General features: G+C 69.1%; 11 protein-coding genes. 4 read left to right on the top strand and 7 right to left on the bottom strand.

Annotation, left to right across the window (positions count from 1 at the left end; translation table 11 throughout):
* Window positions 1-168: 168 nt before the first annotated feature.
* The 7 genes from ACT6S0_RS18275 to ACT6S0_RS18245 all read right to left on the bottom strand — a co-directional run bounded on the left by ACT6S0_RS18275 (window position 169) and on the right by ACT6S0_RS18245 (window position 16821).
* A complete protein-coding gene (locus ACT6S0_RS18275) occupies window positions 169-690 on the bottom strand; it encodes a DUF2199 domain-containing protein (protein ID WP_444765218.1) in 522 nt (173 codons plus the stop codon).
* Window positions 691-1269: 579 nt separating this feature from the next.
* Window positions 1270-6087: an NAD-glutamate dehydrogenase gene (locus ACT6S0_RS18270; protein WP_444765217.1), complete on the bottom strand. Its 4818-nt coding sequence runs from the start codon at window positions 6085-6087 to the stop codon at window positions 1270-1272.
* Window positions 6088-6261: 174 nt separating this feature from the next.
* Window positions 6262-8190 carry a DUF4832 domain-containing protein gene (locus tag ACT6S0_RS18265; RefSeq protein WP_444765216.1) on the bottom strand — a complete coding sequence of 643 codons (1929 nt, stop codon included), beginning with the start codon at window positions 8188-8190 and terminating at the stop codon, window positions 6262-6264.
* Between the two features lie 141 nt (window positions 8191-8331).
* Window positions 8332-10221: an NPCBM/NEW2 domain-containing protein gene (locus ACT6S0_RS18260; protein ID WP_444765215.1), complete on the bottom strand. Its 1890-nt coding sequence runs from the start codon at window positions 10219-10221 to the stop codon at window positions 8332-8334.
* The gene (locus tag ACT6S0_RS18255; RefSeq protein ID WP_444765214.1) at window positions 10218-12896 is read right to left on the bottom strand and encodes an alpha-galactosidase; all 2679 of its coding nucleotides are present in this window, start codon (window positions 12894-12896) and stop codon (window positions 10218-10220) included. The genes ACT6S0_RS18260 and ACT6S0_RS18255 overlap by 4 nt, the downstream gene beginning before the upstream one ends.
* Window positions 12893-13987: a hypothetical protein gene (locus tag ACT6S0_RS18250; protein ID WP_444765213.1), complete on the bottom strand. Its 1095-nt coding sequence runs from the start codon at window positions 13985-13987 to the stop codon at window positions 12893-12895. The genes ACT6S0_RS18255 and ACT6S0_RS18250 overlap by 4 nt, the downstream gene beginning before the upstream one ends.
* Entirely contained in the window at window positions 13987-16821 is a 2835-nt protein-coding gene (locus ACT6S0_RS18245; protein ID WP_444765212.1) for a TonB-dependent receptor, read from the bottom strand. Before ACT6S0_RS18245 ends, ACT6S0_RS18250 begins: the two co-directional genes overlap by 1 nt.
* Window positions 16822-17201: 380 nt before the next feature.
* Between ACT6S0_RS18245 and ACT6S0_RS18240 the strand changes: the two genes are divergently transcribed.
* The 4 genes from ACT6S0_RS18240 to ACT6S0_RS18225 all read left to right on the top strand — a co-directional run.
* On the top strand, window positions 17202-18107 hold the full coding sequence (locus ACT6S0_RS18240; RefSeq protein ID WP_444765211.1) for an EamA family transporter: 906 nt from the start codon (window positions 17202-17204) through the stop codon (window positions 18105-18107).
* Window positions 18104-19402, top strand: coding sequence for a D-tagatose-bisphosphate aldolase, class II, non-catalytic subunit (locus tag ACT6S0_RS18235; RefSeq protein ID WP_444765210.1), 1299 nt, complete (start codon window positions 18104-18106; stop codon window positions 19400-19402). Before ACT6S0_RS18240 ends, ACT6S0_RS18235 begins: the two co-directional genes overlap by 4 nt.
* Before the next feature lie 171 nt (window positions 19403-19573).
* A complete protein-coding gene (locus tag ACT6S0_RS18230) occupies window positions 19574-20755 on the top strand; it encodes an SIS domain-containing protein (RefSeq protein WP_444765209.1) in 1182 nt (393 codons plus the stop codon).
* Window positions 20752-21442: N-acetylglucosamine kinase (locus ACT6S0_RS18225; protein WP_444765208.1), on the top strand; the 691-nt coding region annotated here is incomplete at its 3' end. The genes ACT6S0_RS18230 and ACT6S0_RS18225, both read left to right, overlap by 4 nt.

Genomic DNA, 21442 nt, shown 5'->3' with positions numbered 1-21442 from the left:
CACCAGAGACTGGTCGCCCATCGAGGTGGTCACCCTCAACCCAGAGCGCGACGAGGTGGTCAGCAGCGCGGCCACCGCTCCACATACTCAGCTCAAAGCTGCTTGAATCAGGCGACAACTATCTTGACGCGCGCCGGGGCGGCGAAGCCGTCCGCTGCAGCAAAGGGGTTAAACCTCATGGAACGCTCGCTCCGCAAGTTGCTGTGCGCGGGAGATGCTGATTCCATGAACTTGATCGATCACGAGTGGGTCATCCTCAGGCTCGCCTCGATGAAGAACAATTGTTGGGCGCTGCCTGCCAAGTTGGACAACAACATCTGCTGGCCTCGATTCGCCGAACGGATATGCGGGGATTGCATTGCAAACCCAGCCGAAAAACCCATCTCCTTCAACGGGATCGTCATAGGTTTCAGCATAGCGGCGAAAGCTCTTCTCGCTGAGGGACACCCAAAGCCCCCAGAGGAATGGTTCCTCGACCCCATGTATGGGAACTTCGAGCACCGCGCGAATGAAGTAGTCAGTCCCCTCGTCATGAGTGACGGTGCAGAAGTCACTGTCGATCTTGCCCATTGAAACGCGCTGCTCGTCGGAGAGCGAGGCGTACTGATCGGGCATTCGATACCCGATGCTCGGGGATCCTTCGTGGATCTCCCCGCAGCAACTGCATTTGAAAGCGAAGATGGCAGCCATGCTCAATGGTGAGGCTTAACGAATAGCGTTTATCCGCCGCCCAGGCGAGGTTGGAAGAAGGCTTGGCATGGCGGCGGCGGATAAACCTGTTGGACTGAACCGCCGGCGCGATGGTGGCGGCTGCGGCGAGAGATAGGGCAATGTAAGTTTCAAATGCCCGGCTGCGCCAGTGCGGATTCACCCGTGCTGGGCTGAGTGGTTTGTGCGGTCGGCCGCCTGCCTGGCTCCCGCCGTTGGCTGCGCGCTGAGGGGGCGCCGGCCCGACCCGCAAGCGCCGCCTCGCGATGGCGCGCGCGTGCGCCGCCGCGACGGGCGTGCAACCGGGCAGCAACGTGGGCTCCGTCGCTGACATCGCTCACCTTGACGCTCACCCTCGCACGCGTCATGGCGGCCCTCGGCAAGCGATATCAGATCGTGGCAGCAGGCCTCGCAGCGCGAGCGCATCCGCCCCGCGTCGATGCCGGCCACGCGCCGCATGACGTCCTGAGCCTGTTCGCGGGCCACAGGGTTGGCCGCCGTCAAGCGGCAGCCCACCGATGACAGGGCCGCCGCCGGCGCCCGCGCTGTCGCCTCCTGTTCCTAGGTCAACCCCCGCAACTCCCTCAACGCCACCGACAACATCGACGCGTCGGGTGCCGGCACGGCGCGCAGCTCGCCCAGCAGCTGCTCGGCGCGCTCGATGGTGCGGCCATTGCTGGCCTGCCAGGCCTCGACCAGGGCGGTCGGTGATTCATCGTCACCACCGCCGGCAAGCACGGCGCCGGTGATGGCGCGCTGCAGGCCCCACAGGTCGTCGAGCATGGCGCCCTTGGCGAGCATCTGCCAATGCTGGTCGCCCGGCAGGGCGGTGATCTTGTCGCGCAGCCAGGGCATGCCCAGCCGGTTGGCCAGGTCGAAGTAGATGGCCGCCACCAGCTCCACCGGCCAGCGCGCGCTGCCGGCGATCTCGGCGATGTCCAGCGTCGCGTACAGCGTGCCGAAGGTGACCACCCGCTCGGCCAGTTCGCGCGGCACGCCACCGGCCACATAGCTGGCCGCCGCGGCGTCCACCCGGGCGCGCTCGTCGGCGTCCAGCAGCTGCGGCAGGCGCGCGGCGAGCTTGCCGACGTTGGCAGCGAAGTGCTCGATGGTGGCGCCCATGTCATCCACCAGGCGGTGCGAGCGCAGGAACCACTTGGTGCCGCGTTCGAGCTGGCGGCTGGTGTCGATCAGCATGCGCGACTGCAGCTCGTCGGCCACCTGGTTGTCCAGCGCCTCGATGGCCTGCCACAGGCTCACCATGCCGAAGATCTCCCGGCTCAGCAGGTAGGCGCGCACGATCTCGAAGGCGCGGGCGCCGGTGGTCTCCAGCAGGCGGTGCACGAACGTGCTGCCGACCCGGTTGACCATGCTGTTGGTCACATGCGTGGCGATGATCTCGCGCTTGAGCGGGTGGCGCTGCATGTAGCCGCTGAACCGGTCCTGCAGCAGCGCGGGAAAGTAACGCACCAGCGCCGTGGACACCCAGGGATCGTCGGGCAGGGTGGAGCCGAGCAGCTCGTCGTAGAGCCAGATCTTGCTGTAGGCCAGCAGCACCGCGCGCTCAGGCGCGGTCAGGCCGAGACCCTTGCCGCGCCGGTCGGCGATCTCCTCGTTGGACGGCAGGTACTCGATGGCGCGGTCCAGGCGGTCGGCCTTCTCCAGGTACTGCATGAAGCGCGCCTGCGCGTCCATCAGCTGCGGCGCCATGTGGCCCGTGACCGAGAGCACCTGGGTCTGGAAGATGTTGTCGCGCAGCACCAGCGCGGCCACGTCGTCGGTCATCTGCGGCAGCAGCGCATTGCGCTGCTTGTCGGTCAACTCGCCCTCGCCGACGGCCAGGCCGAGCAGGATCTTGATGTTGACCTCGTGGTCGGAGGTGTCGACACCCGCTGAGTTGTCGATGGCGTCCGTGTTGATGCGCCCGCCGGCGAGCGCGTACTCGATGCGGCCGCGCTGCGTGCAGCCCAGGTTGCCGCCTTCGGCGAACACTTTGCAGCGCAGCTCGCCGCCATTCACGCGCAACGCGTCGTTGGCGCGGTCGCCGACCTGGGCGTGGCTCTCGCTCGCGGCCTTCACATAGGTGCCGATGCCGCCGTTATAAATGAGGTCGACCGGCGCCTTCAGGATGGCGTTGACCAACTCCGTCGGTGTCATCGCATCGGCCGTCACGCCCAGCACCCGCCGGACCTCGGGCGTGAGGGCGATGGACTTGGCGCTGCGCGGATAGACGCCGCCGCCGGCCGAGATCAGCGCGGCGTCGTAGTCGGCCCAGGACGAGCGCGGCAGCTTGAACATGCGCTCGCGCTCGACGAAGGAGGCCGCGGCGTCGGGGCTCGGGTCCAGGAAGATGTGCCGATGGTCGAAGGCTGCCAGCAGCCGGATGTGGCGCGACAGCAGCATGCCGTTGCCGAACACGTCGCCCGACATGTCGCCCACACCGGCCACCGTGAAGTCGGTGGTCTGCGTGTCCACGCCCATCTCGCGGAAGTGGCGCTTGACCGACTCCCAGGCGCCGCGCGCCGTGATGCCCATGGCCTTGTGGTCATAGCCCACCGAACCGCCGGACGCGAAGGCGTCGCCGAGCCAGAAGCCGTACTCCTTGCTGATGCCGTTGGCGTAGTCCGAGAAGGTGGCCGTGCCCTTGTCGGCGGCGACGACGAGGTAGGGGTCGTCGGCGTCGTGGCGCCTGACCCGCGGCGGCGGCGCGATCGTGTCGCCGACGCGGTTGTCGGTGATGTCGAGCAGGCCGCGCAGATAGTCCTGATAGCAGGCCACGCCTTCCTTCATGAAGGCCTCGCGGTCGCTGGCGGGCGGCGCCTTCTTCAGCACGAAGCCGCCCTTGGACCCCACCGGCACGATGACGGTGTTCTTCACCATCTGCGCCTTCACCAGGCCCAGCACCTCGGTGCGGAAGTCCTCGGGCCGGTCCGACCAGCGCAGGCCCCCGCGCGCCACGCGGCCGCCACGCAGGTGCACGCCTTCAAAGCGCGGCGAGTAGACGAAGATCTCGAACATCGGCTTGGGCGCGGGCAGACCCGGCACCCGGGACGAGTCGAACTTGAACGACAGGAAGCTGCGCCGCCGACCCGCGGCGTCGCGGCTCCAGTAGTTGGTGCGCGTCGTGGCCAGCATCAGCGCCAGGTACTGGCGCAGCACGCGGTCCTCGGACAGGTTGTCGACCCCCTCCAGCGCGGCCGTGATGGCGTTGACCTGCTCGGCGGCCAGGCCTTCAGCATCCGCACCGCCGGCCGGGTCAAAGCGCAGCTCGAACAGGCGCGCCAGCTGCGCCGCGATGCCGGCGTGCGCCACGAGCGTGGCCTCGATGAAGGACTGCGAGAGCGCGAAGCCGATCTGCCGCATGTACTTGGCATAGGCGCGCAGCACGACGATCTGCGCCGCCGTCAGGCGGGCCGCGACGACGAGGCGGTTGAAGTCGTCGTCCTCCACATCGCCGCGCAACACCGCGGCGAAGGCGTCCTCGAAAACCTCGTGCAGCGTGTCCACTTCCACCTCGGCGCCAACGCGCGCCAGCTTCAGGCCGAAGTCGTGGATCCAGATCGGCGCCGAATCCTGCAGCGCGATGCGGTGGGGCAGTTCCTCCAGCACCTTCATGCCCATGTGCTCCAGCATCGGCAGGCTGTCCGACAAGGTCAGCGGTTCGCCCAGGCGCAGCAGCTTGAAGCGCAGGTGGCCGGGCGCGGCCTCCAGCGGGCGGTACAGGTTCATGCCCAGCGGCTCGGCCTCGCTGAGGCGGGTCATCATCTCCACGTCGGGCACCGCCGCGCGGGCCTCGAACCGCTCCCGGTAGGCGGCCGGGAAGGCAGCGCCAAACTGACGCAGCAGCTGCACGCCGCGGGCCTCGCCCGTCGCCTCGATCAGCGCTGCCTTCAGGTCGTCGTCCCAGCGCCGCGCGGCGGCCGCCAGGCGTGCCTCCAGCTCGCGGACGTCGAAGGGCGGAATGTGGCCCGGCCGGGTGCGCACCGTCAGCTGGATGCGCGCCAGCACCGATTCCGACAGGTGCACGTTGAACTCCGCCCCGCTGCCGTTGAACGCCTGCAGCAGGATGGCCTGCCACTTCTGGCGCAGCTCGGTCGTGTAGTGCTCGCGCGGCACGTAGATCAGGCAGGACACGAAGCGCTGGAAGGGGTCGCGCCGCACGAACAGGCGGAAACGCTGGCGCTCGCCCAGGTGCAGGATGCCGACCGCCGTCTGCAGCAGGTCGTCGTTGCTGGTCTGGAACAGCTCGTCGCGCGGGTAGGTCTCCAGGATGTTGATCAGGGCCTTGCCGGCGTGCCCGCCGGGCGGCAGGCCGGCGCGCGCCACCACGTCGGTCACCTTGCGCCGCAGCAGTGGGATGTCGGCCGGATTCGCGCTGTAGGCGGTGGACGTGAACAGGCCCAGGAAGCGGTCCTCCCCGCAGACCTGGCCGTCGGCGTCGAAGCGCTTGACGGCCACGTAGTCCAGGTAGCCCGGCCTGTGCACGGTGGAGCGGGCGGTGGACTTCGTCACCACCAGCAGCTCGGGCCGGCGCACCTGCGCGCGCACGTCGGCCGGCAGCGCGGCAAACGCGGCCACGGCATCCAGCGAGGTCACGTCGCGCAGGATGCCCAGGCTGGACTCCGGCACGACGGTCAGCACATCCTGCCCGTCCACGCTCGCCAGCCCGTGGCGGCGGTAGCCGAGGAAGGTGAAGTGGTTGTCGGCCAGCCAGCGCAGGAAGTCCAGGCCCTCGGCCAGTTCCTCGGCCGGCAGCGGCGGCGCCTGCTGCTGCAGCTCCTCGACGATGTCGAGCATGCGCTGGCGCATGGACCGCCAGCCGGCCACCGCCGCGCGCACGTCTTCGAGCACGCGGCCGACGTCGGCCGCCAGCGCGTCCAGGCGCGCCGGCTCGGGGATGCGGTCCACCTCGACATGGATGAGGGATTCGCGCACCCCGTCGGTGGCCAGGCCCCGCAGCATGCCATCTGCAGCGCGCTCCACCGCCATCAGCGGATGGATGATCAGGTGCAGCGTCAGGCCGTGGCGGTTGACCTCCATCGCCACCGAGTCGACGAGGAAGGGCATGTCGTCGTTGACGATCTCGATGACCGTGTGGGTCGACTGCCAGCCGTGCTCGGCGATCGTCGGGTTGAACACCCGCACCCGCGCGCGGCCCACTTCGCGTTTGCGCGCGAAACCCCAGTGCGACACCGCCGCGCCGTACAGGTCGGCCACCTGGCGCTCGGCCAGCTCCTGCGGGTCGACCTGGCCAAAGTAGCGCTGCACGAAATCCACCAGCGCCTCGCGCTGATCCTCGCTGGCGCGGCTGCGCACCAGCTTGGCGACTTCGTCCATGCGTTCGGCCCGCGGAACGGCGGGGGTGGTCTGCGCCAGCATGCTTGTCTCCTGCCTGGTCACCGAAAGCCGCTGCCGCCCGGCCGCATGAGTGGGCCTGTTGAAGACTGCAGGGCAGTGCCAGGGTTTGATAGGCGGAGATTACGCCCGCCGGGCCTCGGCCGTGCTGGAGCGGCGCCTGAGCCGTTGCGCGCCAAGCGCAGCGCCGACGCGCCTTCAACGCACGGTGAGCGTGGTCCCCGTGCGGAAGGCGCCGAGCGTCGCGTCCCAGGCCTGGGCCCTGGCGGCGTTGTCGGCATTGGCCGGGCGCACGCTGTAGCGCACGTCGGCGCTCAGCGAGGCGGCGCCGTCGGGCATGGCGAGCAGCACGTCATAGGCGCCGGTCGGCGTGCCCGTGGGCACGCAGAAGCCGGCCGACACGGTGCTCGTCATGTTGGGCAGCCAGCCGCGCGGATCGACGGTCGGCAGCGCGATGCGCACGACGGCGCCGCTGGTCCTGTGCCTGAGCAGCAGCTGCACGGCACGCGGATTGAAGGCGCGCGCCCAGCCGCTGTTCTTCACCGTCAGCAGCAGCGTGCCCGACTGCCCGGCCGTGACCGCATCGTTGTGGCGCAGCGTCGAGAACTCGAAGCGGTAGCCGATGCTGCGCTTGACCTCGGCCATGCAGCCCTGCTGCTCCCAGCGGGTGTGGAAGATCTCGCGGTAGTAGTCGTTGTTCAAGTAGGTCAGGTTGAACTGCCGGCCCTCGGCCAGGATGTCGCTGCAGTTGGTGCGCGGTGTGGGGCTCTGCTCGTCGGCCGGGTTGCAGGTCTCGCCACCGAAGGGCGCCACGCGCGACAGCGCGGCGATGTAGTTGCGCTCGTTGGTGCGCTCGGTGGCGTTCTCGCTGTAGGTACCGACGTCGGTGGCCGAGGCCAGGAAGCAGTCGTTGTGCGTGCCGATGCGCGAGGCTGCCGAGCCGTCGCGCCAGCCCGGCACCGTCGGTGCCCACTGCATCAGATAGGCCGGGTAGCGCAGCTGCAGGAAGCGGTCCGCCGGCAGCGCGTCGAGCAGCGCGTCGCGGATCTGCGTGCGGGGGCCCGGTTCGGTGAGGTTGTTGGACGAGGTGTGCCATTCGCCCCAGGCGCCGATGAAGCCGGCCTGCAAATAGGCGATGACGTCGGCATTGGCGGTCAGCACGGGCTTGAGCTGGCCGATGTGGCCGAGCACGCGCGTCAGCGTCGCGTCCTTGACGTTGCGGTACTCGGTTTCGTTCTCGGGATAGTTGTAGAGGAAGCGCGGCACCAGCTTGAGGCCGGCGCGGCGTGCCATCGCGAAGCGATCGGTGAGCTGGGTCAGCACGCTCGCGGGCAGCGTGGTGTTGGCATAGGCGTCCAGGCGCACGGGGGCGTAGACGACGCGGTAGCCGGCCTGGAACTGCGAGTCGGCATTGGCCTGCGTCCACGACAGCAGGTCGTTGGCCGCCCAGGTATACATGCCGCGCTCGGGGTTGGCGATCTCGGCGGTGGTGGCGGTGAAGCTGGTTTCGACCGGCGCGGGTGCGGGCGTGGGGGCCGGCGTTGGCGCGGGGGTCGGGGCCGGTGTGGGTGCCGGCGTTGGCGCCGGTGTGGGAGCGGGCGTCGGTGCGGGTGTCGGTGCTGGCGAAGGCGCGTTGTTCCGCCAGGCCTGGTTCGCGTTGCTGGTGCTGCAGGTCGCCACCGAGAAGGCCACCTGGCCCACCTGCGCCGGCGCGGTCAGGCAGACGTTGTTGGCGGCGAGCTTGAGCTGGTAGGTCGACCCGGCGGCGAGCGCCACGGTCTGGAAGCGCTGGCGCGTCTGGGTGGGTTGGCAGGTGTTGAGTTCGACAAAGGCCCCGGAGCCCGTGCCGGTGGCGGAGACGCACAGATTGGCCTGCGCGTTCTTGATCGTGAAGATGCTGCTGCCGGTGCTGACGGGCGTCAGCGCGAAGTCCTGGGCGGCGCTGCCGTTGCAGCTCGCCAGCCGGATATCCCAGGTATCGACCTTGGCTTCCAGGCAGGCGCCGAGCGGGTTGGATACCAGCGGCGCGGCTGTGGCCGGCACGGCGGCAAGCAGCACGGCGCCGAGACCGGCGAGCTTCATCACGCTGCGGGAACGCGGCAGGGGGCAGGGGCTCATGGAAGGCATCGGGTTCTCCTGGGTGGGTCGGGCGTCAGGCCCGAGGGGTGGGGCGCGCTCGACCGGAGGGGCCGGCTGCGTCGGCGCGAACGCAGCCGGGGCACCGGCGCGACCGGTGCCAAGGACAGCGGGAGCGGGGTGGTGGGGCGGCTACTCGATGCGAGCACCACCCCAGGTCACGACGATGGGGCCCGTGGTGTCGGCCCCATGCTGGCGCGCGATCAGCTCGATCAGCTTCACGCCGCGCAGATCGGCGCTGAGTTCACGCGCCGCCTGGTTGAACTTCATCGGTGCGGTGCTTGCGAGCCGGCGGCCATCGCCCCAGACCTCGAAGCTCACCGCGGCGGCCTTGCCGCGGGTGGAGTCATCCACGCCGACCTTGGCTGCGAAACGCTGCGAGCCGGGCGCCACCTGCACCTGCAGGCGCGAGTCGGCCAGCACGCCGATGCCGTGGCGGAAGGCTTCGCGCTGGATGCTGAGCGCCTGGTCATAAGGCGTCGAGTCGGCGCGCGGCCCGCCCCAGCCGGCGTAGGCCGGGCGTGTGCCGCCGTTGTCGGTGGTGGACCACGATGCCAACGCGCGGTAGACGACCGGGTCCTGCTCCAGCGCGCGGATGCCGTCGCGCGCGACATAGACGTTGCCGGGCCGCTCGGAGACGAAGTAGCCGCGCGGCAGCACATGCTTGCCGGCGGCGGTGAACAGCAGCGCCTCGCGCGGCTTCAGCTCGAACTCGCGCTTGCCGGTGAAGGAGCCCGCTTCTGCACGCGCCCAGGCGTCGCGCAAGGCGATGGGCGAGGCTGCATCCATCTTCAGGTGCTCGGCCGTCAGCGTGAACTTGGCGGGCGACCCGGTGCGGTTGAACAGCAGCACCGCCTTGCGACCATCGGCCAGCGTCTTGACGAGGATCTGCCGGTCGCTGTCGGCATAGGCGAGAACGCCCTGGTGGCCGGCCGGGTCCTGGTTGACGGCGACGACCTCGGGCGCCTTCAGGATGCCGAGGATGGCCGGCGAGGCTTTCGACAGGTCCGTGCCGATCATCAGCGGCGCGCTCACGATGGCCCACAGGCCCAGGTGGGTGCGGGCTTCCAGCAGGTGGTTGTCGCCGAAGTCGCCGTTGCCGATCTCCAGCATGTCGGGGTCGTTCCAGCGGCCGGGGCCGGCATAGAACTCGCGCGTGGCGACGGTGTCGAAGTTGTGCACCATCTGCGCGAAGCCCTTCCAGATGTCGCGGCTGCTGCGCCACAGGGTGCCGTAGTCCTGGCCCCAGCTGCGCACATTCACCGTGCCCCACAGGCAGACCGACAGCATGTAGTCGTTGGCCGGTCGCACCTTGTTCAGCGCCTGCTTCAAGCCCGCGTACAACTTCTTGGTGCCCTCGATGTCGGACTGGTTGATGCTGCCTTCGACGATGGTGGGGATGTACTCGCGGTACTGGCCCGAGGCGACATGCGGGCGGTCGCGTCCGTACGACGACAGGCCGCAGCCGTCGACCTTCAGGTAGTCGAAGTTCCACTCGCCGAAGAACAGCTTCACGTCCTGCTCGACAAAGCCCATCAGTCCCACCTCGCGTTCGGCGTGCGTGCCTTCGGGCAGGTTGGGGCTGTCGGCGTCGTAGGCCTGGGAGCAGGCGTTGCGGCCGATGTCGGTGTACAGGCCCGCCTTCAGGCCCATCGCGTGGATGCGGTCGGTGAAGGGGCGCAACGAGGAGTCCTTGCCGGCGCCGAGGTCAGCGCTGGGAAACAGCCCCGTGCGCACCAGCAGGCGGCCGTCGGACGTGCGGCGCTTGAGCCACCAGCCGTCGTCGACATTGATGCTGCGGTAGCCCGCGCTCGCCAGGCCGGAGTCGACGATGACCTGGGCCGAGGCCAGCACCTTCTGCTCGGTGATGTCGACGCGGAAGGCGTTCCAGCTCGACCAGCCCATCGGCGGCGTGGGCGCGCTGCCGACGGGCTGGTGCTGCCAGCGGCCGGTGGGTTCCAGTGGCGATTGCGCTTGCGCGGACAGCGCGACGAGCAGGGCGAGCGGGAGAAGGCGTTTCATGCGGTGGGCAGCAGTCGGCCGAAGGCGGCCGGAACATGGAAGTCGGGCGAGGCGGTCCGCGTCGGGCTCCATGCGGAGTACACGCGGCCGGCGCCCTGGCCTTCGACGCGGAACAGGTTCAGGCGCCAGCCGTCGTCGGCGCCTCGCATCGGCACGGCCAGCTCGGCGGCCCAGACCTTCTGCCTGGCATCGATATGCGCCTTCGCGCGGCTCTCGCCATTGACTCGCTTCTTGCCGGAGGCCTCGACGGCGATCTCCAGCAGCAGGCCGTTGGGCGACACCTCGACCTCGCGGTAGCTCTTCAGCCCGGCGCGGTCCGGCGCCTGCAGGAAGACTTCGACGACGTCGCGCTCCCACAGTGGCCAGATGTCGGTGGCCGAGCCGGCGCGCTCGAAGGTGCTCAGCGCCTCGTACTTGCAGATGAAGCGCAGGTAGAGCTGACTTGGCGCCCGCAGCAGCTGCACGCGGGTGGACTGTGGGCCCGCGAGCGGCTTGCCCTGCCAGTCGTGACGGAAGAAGGTGGTGGGCGCATCGGCCCATTGCGAGGCGAGCGGAAAGCCGTCGGCGCCGACCTCGGACACCTTGCCGGCGAAGGCGACGGGCAGCGTGTCGGGTGCATCAGGCCGAGCCTCGATCAGCAGACTGTGCGCGAAGCGGACAGGCAACGCGGGCTTGTCGGCGCTCACCACGCCAAGCTCCTTGCCGGTCAGCGAATCGCGCAGCTTCCAGCGGCCGCTGTTCAAGCCACGCAGCGTCACTAGGCCGTCCCAGCGCTCGGCATAGAACGCGTAATGCAGCGCCCCGCCCTGCTCGACGACGTGGGTCTCGGGCTTGTCGAACCCCAGGTCGTACAGCTCGCCGCGATAGCGGCCTTCAGCCAGGCGCTGCTTGTTGTAGAGGTCCACCCATTGGCGCCAATGCGCCTCGCGCTCGGGCGTCAGCAGGAAGCTGTCCTTGGGCTTGGGGTCGACGGGCCAGGTGAACTTGGTGGCCACGACGGCGCCGATGCCGACGCTGGAGGCGAAATCCTGCCCGCCGGTGCTCAGCTCGACATGGTCGCCCGCGTAGGCCGACCACGGGCCCATCAGCGCCTTCAGCGTCTTGCCCTTGTGGCGGATCTGCCAGCTCGACAGCGGGTCGGATGACGGCGCCTGGTCCATGAAAGGCATGTTGTGGAAGGCGTAGCTGGTGCCGCAGGGGCAGACCTCGACGACAGCCTCCGGGTTGGCCGCGTGGGCCGTGTCGTGCATGAGCTTGTAGAAGGCCGCGACGGCCTCGACCGATTCCTCCGGCCGCGCATGCTTGTGCGCCGGGTTGAAGCAAGGCGCCACGCCGTTGAGATGCTGGCCGTCGACCTTGAGGCCGTCGAAGCCCCAGTCGCCAATGATCATCTTGATGGTGGCGGCGAGGCGGGCCTGCGTCTTCTCGTAGGCGGGGCAGAGGTAGAAGCTGTTCCACCAGGTCACGTCCTGCACCGCGCCGTCACGGTCCAGCAGCAGCAGGTCGGTGTGCTGGTGCAGCTCGTCGCTGCCGGGCGCGACGGCCAGTGGCGCGATCCACAGACGTGCCTTCATGCCGCGGGCGTGGATGTCGGCGACGAGCGCCTTCATGTCCTGCGCGCCGCGCGGGAACTTGGTGCGGTCGGGTGTCGTCCAGTCGCCAGTCTTGCGCTGCCAGCCGTCGTCCAGCACGGCCCACTTGAAGCCCAGCTCCTGGACCTTGGGCAGCGTGGCGCGCACATAGTCCAGCGAGAAGTCGCGCTCATAGCCCCAGGCGCACCACTGCGGCTCGTAGGCGCTCTGCGGTGGCTCGGGCGCGGCCAACCCTTGAGCGGCCATCAGCCGGCGGTAGCGGTCCAGCGGCACATAGAAGTCGCCACGGTGCACGGCGATGAAGCTGGGCGGCGTGCTGAGCGTGGCGCCGGGCGCCAGCGTCTGCGGCGTATCGCTGCGCAGCGAAATGTCGACCTGGTCGCCGCTGGCCTTCACGGGCAGCGCAATGAGCTGCGGTTGAAGCGCCAGGTGCCCGACGGCCAGGCCGACATCGCGTCGCCAGACGTCGACGACGGGCGTGCCGCCGCCGTAGTCCGACGCATTCATGCCCATGAAGTTGCGCTGCTCGAAGCCGCGCTTGACGGGCTGAACCCAGTCGCGGCGGTCCTGGTGGCTGGCGCCCGAATACGTCCAGTACCCGCCAGCATGGCGTGGTGCGGGCGCCAAGCGGTGGGCGGCGTTGACCCAGGCGTCGACGGCAACGGGCTTGTCGCCGGTGTTGGCATAGCTCACGCTCAGCAGCGCGACGCCGGGGTGTTCATCCAGGAGCGTGACAGTGAGGTGCTTCTCGATGCCTTCTGACGAGCGGCCGACGAGGCGCAGCGTCTGGCCGGCGCCGAAGGCCGTGGTGGCCTTGGCCGGCTCGGCCTTCTGCAGCGTGAAGCGTGCGAGCGGCTTGCCGTTCACGACGAGGTGCTCGCTGGCGTCGAAGCCGGTCAGCGTGACCGGCTGCTTGCCCAACAGACTGACGACGCGGCAGCGCATCTGGTCGTCGAACTGCAGCGACACCGCAGCGTCCTGCACACGCACATGGCCCTTGCCCGCGGCAGCTTGAGCCAGCGGCAATTGCGTGGCCAGCGGCGCGGCGCCCAGCCATTGAAGGAATGCACGGCGCGCGGTCATGGCTTGGCTTCCCAGGCGCCGGGGAAGGCGCGCTCGGCATTCTTGCGGTAGAGCTTGTCCACCACGTCGCGCGGCAAAGCCAGGCCGGTCACCGGCTTGTCGAGGTCGGCCACCTTGAAGCTGTCGGCGGTGTTGAAGTAGCGCCAGTGCATGCGCCACACGCCCTCGGCTTCCTTGGCCAGCGCCGCACCGTCCTGACCGGGCGCCTGGGCGATGTCGCTGCCGTAGAGGATGCGGTCCTGGTACTTGATGAAGAAGCGGCGCACGCGCTCGCGGTCCTTGTGGCTCTGGTGCTGCAGCTGGCCGATGCGCGCGGCCACGTCGACGACGGCGGCCGGGAACTTGTCGAGGAAAGCGGCCAGCTCGCCCACGTCGCGCTCCAGCGAGGCCAGGTGCATGCCGATGAAGCGCATCCCCGGGTGCGCCGCCAACAGGCGGTCACGGGCGGCCATGTGCGCCTCCCAGCTGGGCATCTCGGGATGCAGGTGCATGTGGTATTGCGGATGCGCCTTGAAGTAGGCACGGTCGTTGTTGACGGTCATCTGCTCCAGCGGCAGCCAGCAGTTGTGCGGCTCGCCCTGGTGGCCCAGCAGCGGGACGCCGCGCCTGGCGAAGTCGTCAAACAAGGGCTTGAAACGCGCGTCGTCAATCATGACGAGCTGGCCGTCCTTGCCGCGCAGCCCCATGCCGATGTTCTTCCACACCTTCACGCCGACGGCGCCGGCCTTCAGGGCGGTGTCGACACGGTGACGCGTGGCGGGCAGCCAGGCCGGCTGGTCGGAGCCGTCGACGGGGAAGCTGGCCGCCCAGGCGATGTCCTGCGGGAACTGCTGCTTCAGCTCGATGGCCGCCTGCTGCTGGTCGTCCAGCGGCGGGAAGTCGGGGTAGTCGACATTGATCGTCAGCGCCTTGAAGTTCTGGCGCCTGGCCGCCGCCATGAAGGCGGGGGCGACGTTGTGCAGGTGCAGGTGGGCGTCGATCTTCACGACGCGGCCGTAGTCGGCCATCGTGTAGCTCGCATCGGCCGCCGCGGCGTTGGAGAAAACCGCCCCGGCAAGCAGGGCGGCAAAGGAGGAGACAAGGTGTCGCATCAGAACTTGATAGAAGCGCCAAGGGTGAACGCACGTCCCCAACGGTAGTAGCCATTGGGCAGGCTGACGCTGCCGTTGCCCAGCTTGGGCGCCTGGACCGCATCGGTCAGGTTGTTGCCTTCCAGGCTGATGCGCAGCATGTCGTTCACCTGGTAGGCCACCTGGGCGGTCATCCAGGTCATGGCATTGGCGGTCTCGTTGAAGTTGGCACCGATCACGTTGGTGGCGGTGACGAAGGCATCGGTGCGGTCGGCGGTGGCGCTCATGCTCCAGGGGCCGCGCTCGTAGAGGACGCCGAACGACGCGGTGGCGGGCGCGATGCCTTCGAGGGGCCGCTCCAGGCCGCCCACCCAGGCGCGCGACTTGTTGCGGGTGTACTGGGCGCGCACGCCGAAGCCGTTGTCGAACAAGTGCTGCAGGCCGATCTCGAAGCCGCGCGCGGTGGCCTTGTCGCCGTTGATGGGACGCTGCACATTGAACAGCCGGCCGCCCGGCGCACCGATGTCCTGACCCGCCAGCCAGAGGTTGGTGATCTGGTTCTTGATGTTCTTCTGGTAGACGGCGAAGGTCAGCGCCGAGTCCTTGGCGTAGTACCACTCCAGCGAGACGTCGGCCTGGCGGGCGCTGTAGGGCTTGAGCTCGGCATTGCCGCCAAATACCTGCGTGAAGTCGCCCCAGGAGATGCCTTCGGTCGTGTTGGTCGGCGCCAGCTTGTCCACCGCCGGGCGTGCCATGGTCTTGGCGGCGCCCAGGCGCAACTGCAGGTCGTGGGTGATCAGGTAGGTGAAGTTGACGGCCGGCAGCGCGAAGCTGTAGGTGGCCTCCTGCTGAACGGAGGACGGCGGCGCGTAGACGGCCTGGTAGTTCCAGGGGCCGTTGGTGATGATGTCCAGGATCTTCGCGTCCCAGGCCTGGGCCGTGGTCTTGGTCCGCACGAAGCGCACGCCGACGTCCGCGTTCCAGTTGTCGCCCGCCAGGTCGGCCTGCACGAAGGCGGTCGTCGTCTTCTCGGTCACGCGGTAGCTTTGCAGCGGGTTCCACTGCGGCGCCGAGATGCTGGAGCTGTAGACACCGCCGCCCGGGCGGGGCTTGCCGTCCCAGGCCTTCAGGGCCTCGGCATAGTTGGCGACATCGAAGCCCAGGAAGCTGCGCGGGAAGTTGCCGCTGACGTCGTCCAGGAAGCCCTTGGGGCTGAGCGACTGGTTGATGACGTTGCCGCCCAGCGCGCCGACGTTGATCGCGTTCTGGCCCGAGTAGTGGTCGGCGCCGGAGTTGAGCGCGTTGTTGACAAGGTCGCGCGACTTCTTGCGGTTCGTCTGGTTGATACCGAACTTCAGGCGGTCGATGTAGAAGCGGTCCACCAACCACTCGGCATCGACCTTCGCGCCATTGATCTTGTCGTCGATGTTGTCGCCGGCGCGGCTGTAGTAGTGGGTGTTGAAGTCGCTGGCCTTGAACAGGCCCTGCGCCAGCCCGGTCTGCAGGTCGCGGCCGTCGGCGAAGGTGGTCTTCACGTCGGGCACGGCGCCGCCGCCCAGCTGGATGCGCGTCACGTTGGGCTGGTTCATGCGCAGCACGACATAGCTGTCGTTGCCGCCGGAGTGGCGCCGCGAGGTGGACTCGTAGAGGTCGCCCGTCAGCTTCAGCGCCGGCGACAGCTTCCATTCGGCGTTGACGCCGTAGAGCGCGGTGTCGACGACGCGGTATTCGGTCTTGTTCAACAGCTCGGGATTGAGCCGCATCTCGGGATCGGTGCTGTCCAGCGTCAGGTCGGTCACCACGTTGTTGGTGATCTTCATGTTGGACCAGCGGCCCGGCGCATACAGCGGGTAGAAGGACAGCTGGTAGCCGACCTGCGGCGAGTCCAGCCGGGTCTTGAAGCCGTCCACCACGACCTTCAGGTCGCTGCTCGGCCGCCACTCCACCTTGCCCGACAGCGCCAGGCGCTTCTTGTTCTCCATGATGGAGCCGAAGCGGAACTGCCCGGGGCCGATCAGGCCCTCCTCGCTGGCGTCGAGCTGGCCGTTGCCATTGGGGTCGATGGCACCGCCCCAGGTGTTGCCCCACTCCCAGAACTGGCTCGGGTCGCTGGGGATGGGATTGCGCGACCAGCCCCCGTCGTTGCCGGCCGTGTCGGTGCGCACGTCGCGCTTCGCATACACCACGCCCAGCAGCACGCCCACCTTGTCGCCGAAGGTGTTGCTGTAGGTGCCCGACAGCTTCTGGCCGTCCAGGCTGCTCATCTGGTTGCGGTCGGCCTCCACGCGCAGCAGGCCGCGCTGGCCCTTCTGGTCGAAGGGGCTGGCGGAGCGCAGGTTCACCAGGCCGCCGATGGCGCCTTCCGTCAGCTGCGCCTGGGTCGACTTGATGACGTCGGCGCCGCTGATGACATCGGCCGGCAGCACGTCATAGGCGAAGTAGCGCCCGGCGCTGTCGGTGCCCAGCAGGCGGCCGTTAAAGGTCGTCAGCGTGTACTCGGGCCCCAGGCCGCGGATGCTGACCTTCTGGCCCTCGCCGCCGGCCGTGCGGGAGACGGACACGCCGGTGATGTGGCTCAGCGAGTCGGCCACGTTGTTGTCGGGGAAGCGGCCCAGCTCGGTCGCGCTGATGCTGTCCTGCACGCCGGCGGCGTTGCGCTTGAGGGCCAGCGAGCGCTGCAGGCTGGCGCGGGTGCCGGTGACTTCCACGCGGTCCAGTTCGGTGGTGTCCTTGTCGGTCTTGGCGGCGGCCTCCTGCGCGAAGGCGGGGGTGCTTGCACCGACGGCGACCAGCGCCATCAGGCCGGCCAGCGCGAGCGGGTGCAGCTCGAAACGGGGTTGCAGTCGAGGACTCATCGAACGGTTCCTTTTATGTGTCTTGGCTGCCGTCAGGGCAGTCAGAAGCAATCGGCTTGTTGGTGCCGGGGCAGCTCTCCCCCGGTGCGGTTGCCAGCCCCGGAAGATGCCCTGGGCCGGCTTGGCGCAAGTCTACGAATTCTTTCGTTTGATTTCGTATAGAGTTTTCACTGATGCCGATTGTTTTCGTTGAATCATGCCACGAAAGGCTTCCATGCCGCTGACATAGAGAGCGCGGCGCGAGCTATACAGGGATTCACACGCCACCCGCGCAATTTGGCATACGAAGGCGCTTTCGCCGTTGTGTTTTCGTTTTCGTTCGTTTATGCTTTCGCACGAAAGTCGCAACGCCGCCTCCCGGCAACACGAAAGAACTTCCCATGCAGAGCAACTGGCTCACCTATGCACTGACCACGACCCTGCTCTGGGGCCTGTGGGGCGCCTTCACCGGCCTGCCCGCCACGCATGGCTTCCCCGACACGCTGATCTACGTCGTCTGGGCGCTGACGATGATCCCGCCGGCCGTCTTCGTGCTGGCCCGCAGCGGCTGGCGCATCCAGCGCGACCGCCGCTCCGTGGTGCTGGGCCTGGCCGTGGGCCTGCTGGGCGCGGGCGGCCAGATGCTGCTGTTCCGCGCGGTGCAGTCGGGCCCGGCCTATCTGATCTTCCCGATCGTGTCGCTGTCGCCGGCCATCACCATCGCGCTGTCCTTCGGGCTGCTGGGCGAGCGCACCGGCAAGCTGGGCGTGGCCGGCATCGCGCTGGCGCTGTGCGCGCTGCCGCTGTTTGACCTGCAGCTGGGCCAGGGCGCCGAGGGCCTGGGCCTGTGGTTCGTGCTGGCGCTGGTGGTGCTGCTGGCCTGGGGCCTGCAGGCCTACTTCATCAAGCTGGCCAATGTGGGCAGCAGTGCCGAGAGCATCTTCTTCTACATGACCGTCGGCGCGCTGGCTTGCGTGCCCGTGGCGCTGGCGATGACGGACTTCTCCCAGCCCATCCCCTGGGGCTGGCAGGGCCCGGGCCTGGCGGCCGTCATCCAGGTGCTGAACGCAGTGGGCGCGCTGACGCTGGTCTACGCCTTCCGCTATGGCAAGGCCATGGTGGTGTCGCCCCTGGTCAACGCCGGCGCGCCGCTGCTGACGGCGGTGCTGGCCATGGCCCTGAGCGGCGCCACGCCCACCGGCGCCAAGTTGCTGGGCATCGCACTGGCGCTGCTGGCCGCGCTGCTGCTGGCCATGCAGCCCGAGACAACCCCTTCCCAAACCAACGTTCAAGGAGACGCCGCATGAAGCTCATGCTCGACCTCGTGCGCCGCCACAGGCAAGCGGCAAGTGCCAGCCTCACAAAGGGCAGCCTCGCCGTCGGCATCCCGTCGGTCTGTTCCGCCCACCCCGTCGTCATCGCCGCCACGCTGCGCGAGTGTGCGGCGCAAGGCCGCCCCGCGCTGATTGAAGCCACGTCCAACCAGGTCAACCAGGACGGTGGCTACACCGGCATGACGCCGCTGGACTTCCGCCGCTATGTGCAGGGCCTGGCCGACGCCGAAGGCCTGGCGCCCGAGCTGCTGCTGCTGGGCGGCGACCACCTCGGCCCGAATGCCTGGCGCAAGCTGCCGGCCGATGTGGCCATGGCCAAGTCCGAGATCATGGTCGCGCAGTACGTGGGCGCGGGCTTTCGCAAGATCCACCTCGATTGCTCAATGAGCTGCGCCGGCGACCCCGTGCCCCTGCCCGAACCCGAGATCGCCGCCCGTGCCGTGCGCCTGTGCCGCGCGGCCGAAGCTGCCTGGCGCGACGCCCCCGACCGCGGCGACCCGCCCGTCTATGTCATCGGCACCGAAGTGCCCGTGCCCGGTGGCGCGCACGAGGACCTCGGCGAACTCGAAGTCACCTCGCCCGAGGCCGCCGCCTCCACGCTCGCATTGCACCGCGACGCCTTCACCCGCGCGGGGCTGGAGCTGGCCTGGGAGCGCGTCGTCGCCATGGTCGTGCAGCCCGGCGTGGAGTTCGACCACCACAAGGTCATCGACTACCGCCCCGAGAAGGCCCGATCTTTGAGCGCCTTTATCGAAAGCCAGCCCGGCCTGGTCTTCGAGGCCCACTCGACCGACTACCAGACGCCCGAGCACCTGGCCCAACTGGCCCGCGACCATTTCGCCATCCTCAAGGTCGGCCCCGGCGTGACCTTCGCGCTGCGCGAGACGCTGTGGGCCCTGGCCGCCGTCGAGCGCGAATGGGTCGGACAGGGCGAGGGCCTGGTCGACACCGTGCTGGGCGTCATGCGCGCCGAGCCCGAGCATTGGCGCGGCTACTACCAGGACCCCGAGCGCCTGCAGGTCGACCTGTCCTATTCCCTGAGCGACCGCATCCGCTACTACTGGGCCCACCCCGCCGTGCGCGAAGCCTGCCGGACCATGCTGGCCCGCCTGGACGCCACGCCGCCGCCGCTGACGCTGCTGAGCCAATTCCTGCCCCGCCAGTACGAGGCCGTGCGCGAAGGGCGCATCACGACGCACACCGATTCCCTGCTGCGCGACGGCACCGTCCAAGCGCTGCGCCCCTACCTGCACGCCTGCGCGGCTTGAGATGACGCCCCTCGCCCGGTCCCTCCGCGCTGAACGCGGGCTGGCCCAGTCGATCCCCCGAGGGGATGGCGATGCATGCCGGCTCGACCGGCACGCAGATCGCCCCACGCGGGCCGGCTCGGGAGCGGCCCAGCGCTCGGCCCGCAAACAAATGCGAACCAGACAACTGACATGACCCTGCTCCATCTCGACCCCACCGACCTCGACCACCGCGGCGCCGCGCACACGGCCCGCGAGATCGCCCATCAGCCCGCCGTCTGGCAGACCGTCTACGCCCAATTGCAGGCCGAGCGCCCCGCCCTCGACGCCTTCCTGGGCCCGCTGCTCGCCCTGCCCCAGCTGCGCATCGTGCTGACCGGCGCCGGCAGCTCGGCCTTCATCGGCCAGTGCATCGCGCCCGCGCTGCTGCGCCAGCTGGGCGCCCGCGCAGGGATCCGCATTGAGGCGGTAGCCACGACCGACATCGTCTCCAGCCCCGAGCAATGCCTGCAGCCCGAGGTGCCGACGCTGCTGGTGTCCTTCGCGCGCTCTGGCAACAGCCCCGAGAGCCTGGCCGCCGTGGAGCTGGCCGACCGCTTTGTCAAGACCTGCCACCACCTCGTCATCACCTGCGCGGCGGATGGCACGCTGAACCGCCGCATGGCCGGCCAGGCCAATGCGCGCGTGCTGCTGCTGCCCGACGAGACCAATGACCGCGCCTTCGCCATGACGTCGAGTTTCAGCGGCATGCTGCTGGCCGCTGCCTGGGCCCTGGGCCTGCCGCTGGCGCCGGTGACCGCGCTGGCCGAAGCCGCCACCGTGCTGGCTGCCTCCGAAGCCGACCGGCTCTACGCGCTGACCGACCAGGCTTTCGAGCGCATCGTCTACCTGGGCAGCAACACGCTGCTCGGTCTGGCGCGCGAGGCGGCGCTCAAGCTGCTGGAGCTGACCGACGGCAAGCTCGTCGCCATGGCCGACTCCACGCTGGGCTTTCGCCACGGGCCCAAGACCATCCTCAACGACAGCACGCTGGTCGTCATCATCCTGTCCAACGACCCCTACACGCGCCAGTACGACCTCGACCTGCTGCACGAGCTGCGCCGTGAAGGCCGGGCCCGCGTACTGGCCATCGGCACCATGCCGCTCAACGGCACGCAAGCCCCGCACGCAGACGATGTGCGCCTGGCCCTGCCCGCCGGCGCGCCCGACCTCGCCCTGGCGCCCGTGGCGCTGGTGTTCGCGCAATGCCTGGCGCTGCTCGCCTCGCTGCGGCTCGGCATCACGCCCGACAACCCCAGCGCCTCGGGCACGGTCACGCGCGTCGTCAGCGGTGTCACCATCCACCCCGTGATCGAGCAGCATCCCCAGCCATGAGTTCCCTCTTCCTCGGCATCGACGGCGGCGGCACCAAGACCGCCTTCGTGCTCGTCGACGGCGATGGCCGCCTGCTCGCGCGGCATGAGGCGACCACGAGCTACTACCTCCAGATCGGCTTCGACGCGCTGCGCGCCCTGTTGCACGACGGCGTTCAGCTGGCCCTGCGCCAGGCTGGCGTGCGCGCCAGCGACGTGGGCCACGCCTTCGCGGGCCTGCCCGCGCATGGCGAGGACAGCGCGCTGCTCACCGCCTTCGATTCGCTACTGCAGGACGTGGTGCCACGCAGCACCGTCGGCAATGACATGGTCTGCAGCTGGGCCGGCTCGCTGGCCGGCGCCGACGGCATCAGCCTCGTCGCCGGCACCGGCTCCATTGCGTATGGCGAATGGATGGGCCGCGGCGCGCGCTGCGGCGGCTGGGGCGAAGTGTTCGGCGACGAGGGCTCGGCCCACTGGCTGGCGCGCGAGGTACTGGCCCTGTTCTCGCGCATGGCCGACTGCCGCGCGGAGCCCGGCCCCCTGCTGGGCCTGGTGCGCGAACACTTCGAACTCAAGCACGACCTCGACCTCTGCGCCGAGATCAACGGCAGCGCCGCCCGCAGCGAGCTGGCCCAGGTCGCCCGCCTGGCCACGGCTGCTGCCCACGCCGGCGACGTGCAGGCCCGCCAGCTGCTGGTGCGCGCCG

It is taken from the genome of Roseateles sp., assembly GCF_052436255.1.
Classification (GTDB): Bacteria; Pseudomonadota; Gammaproteobacteria; order Burkholderiales; family Burkholderiaceae_C; genus Pelomonas.
Note: the sequence above shows the minus strand (reverse complement) of the source record. Positions and strands in the feature narration are given on the sequence as shown.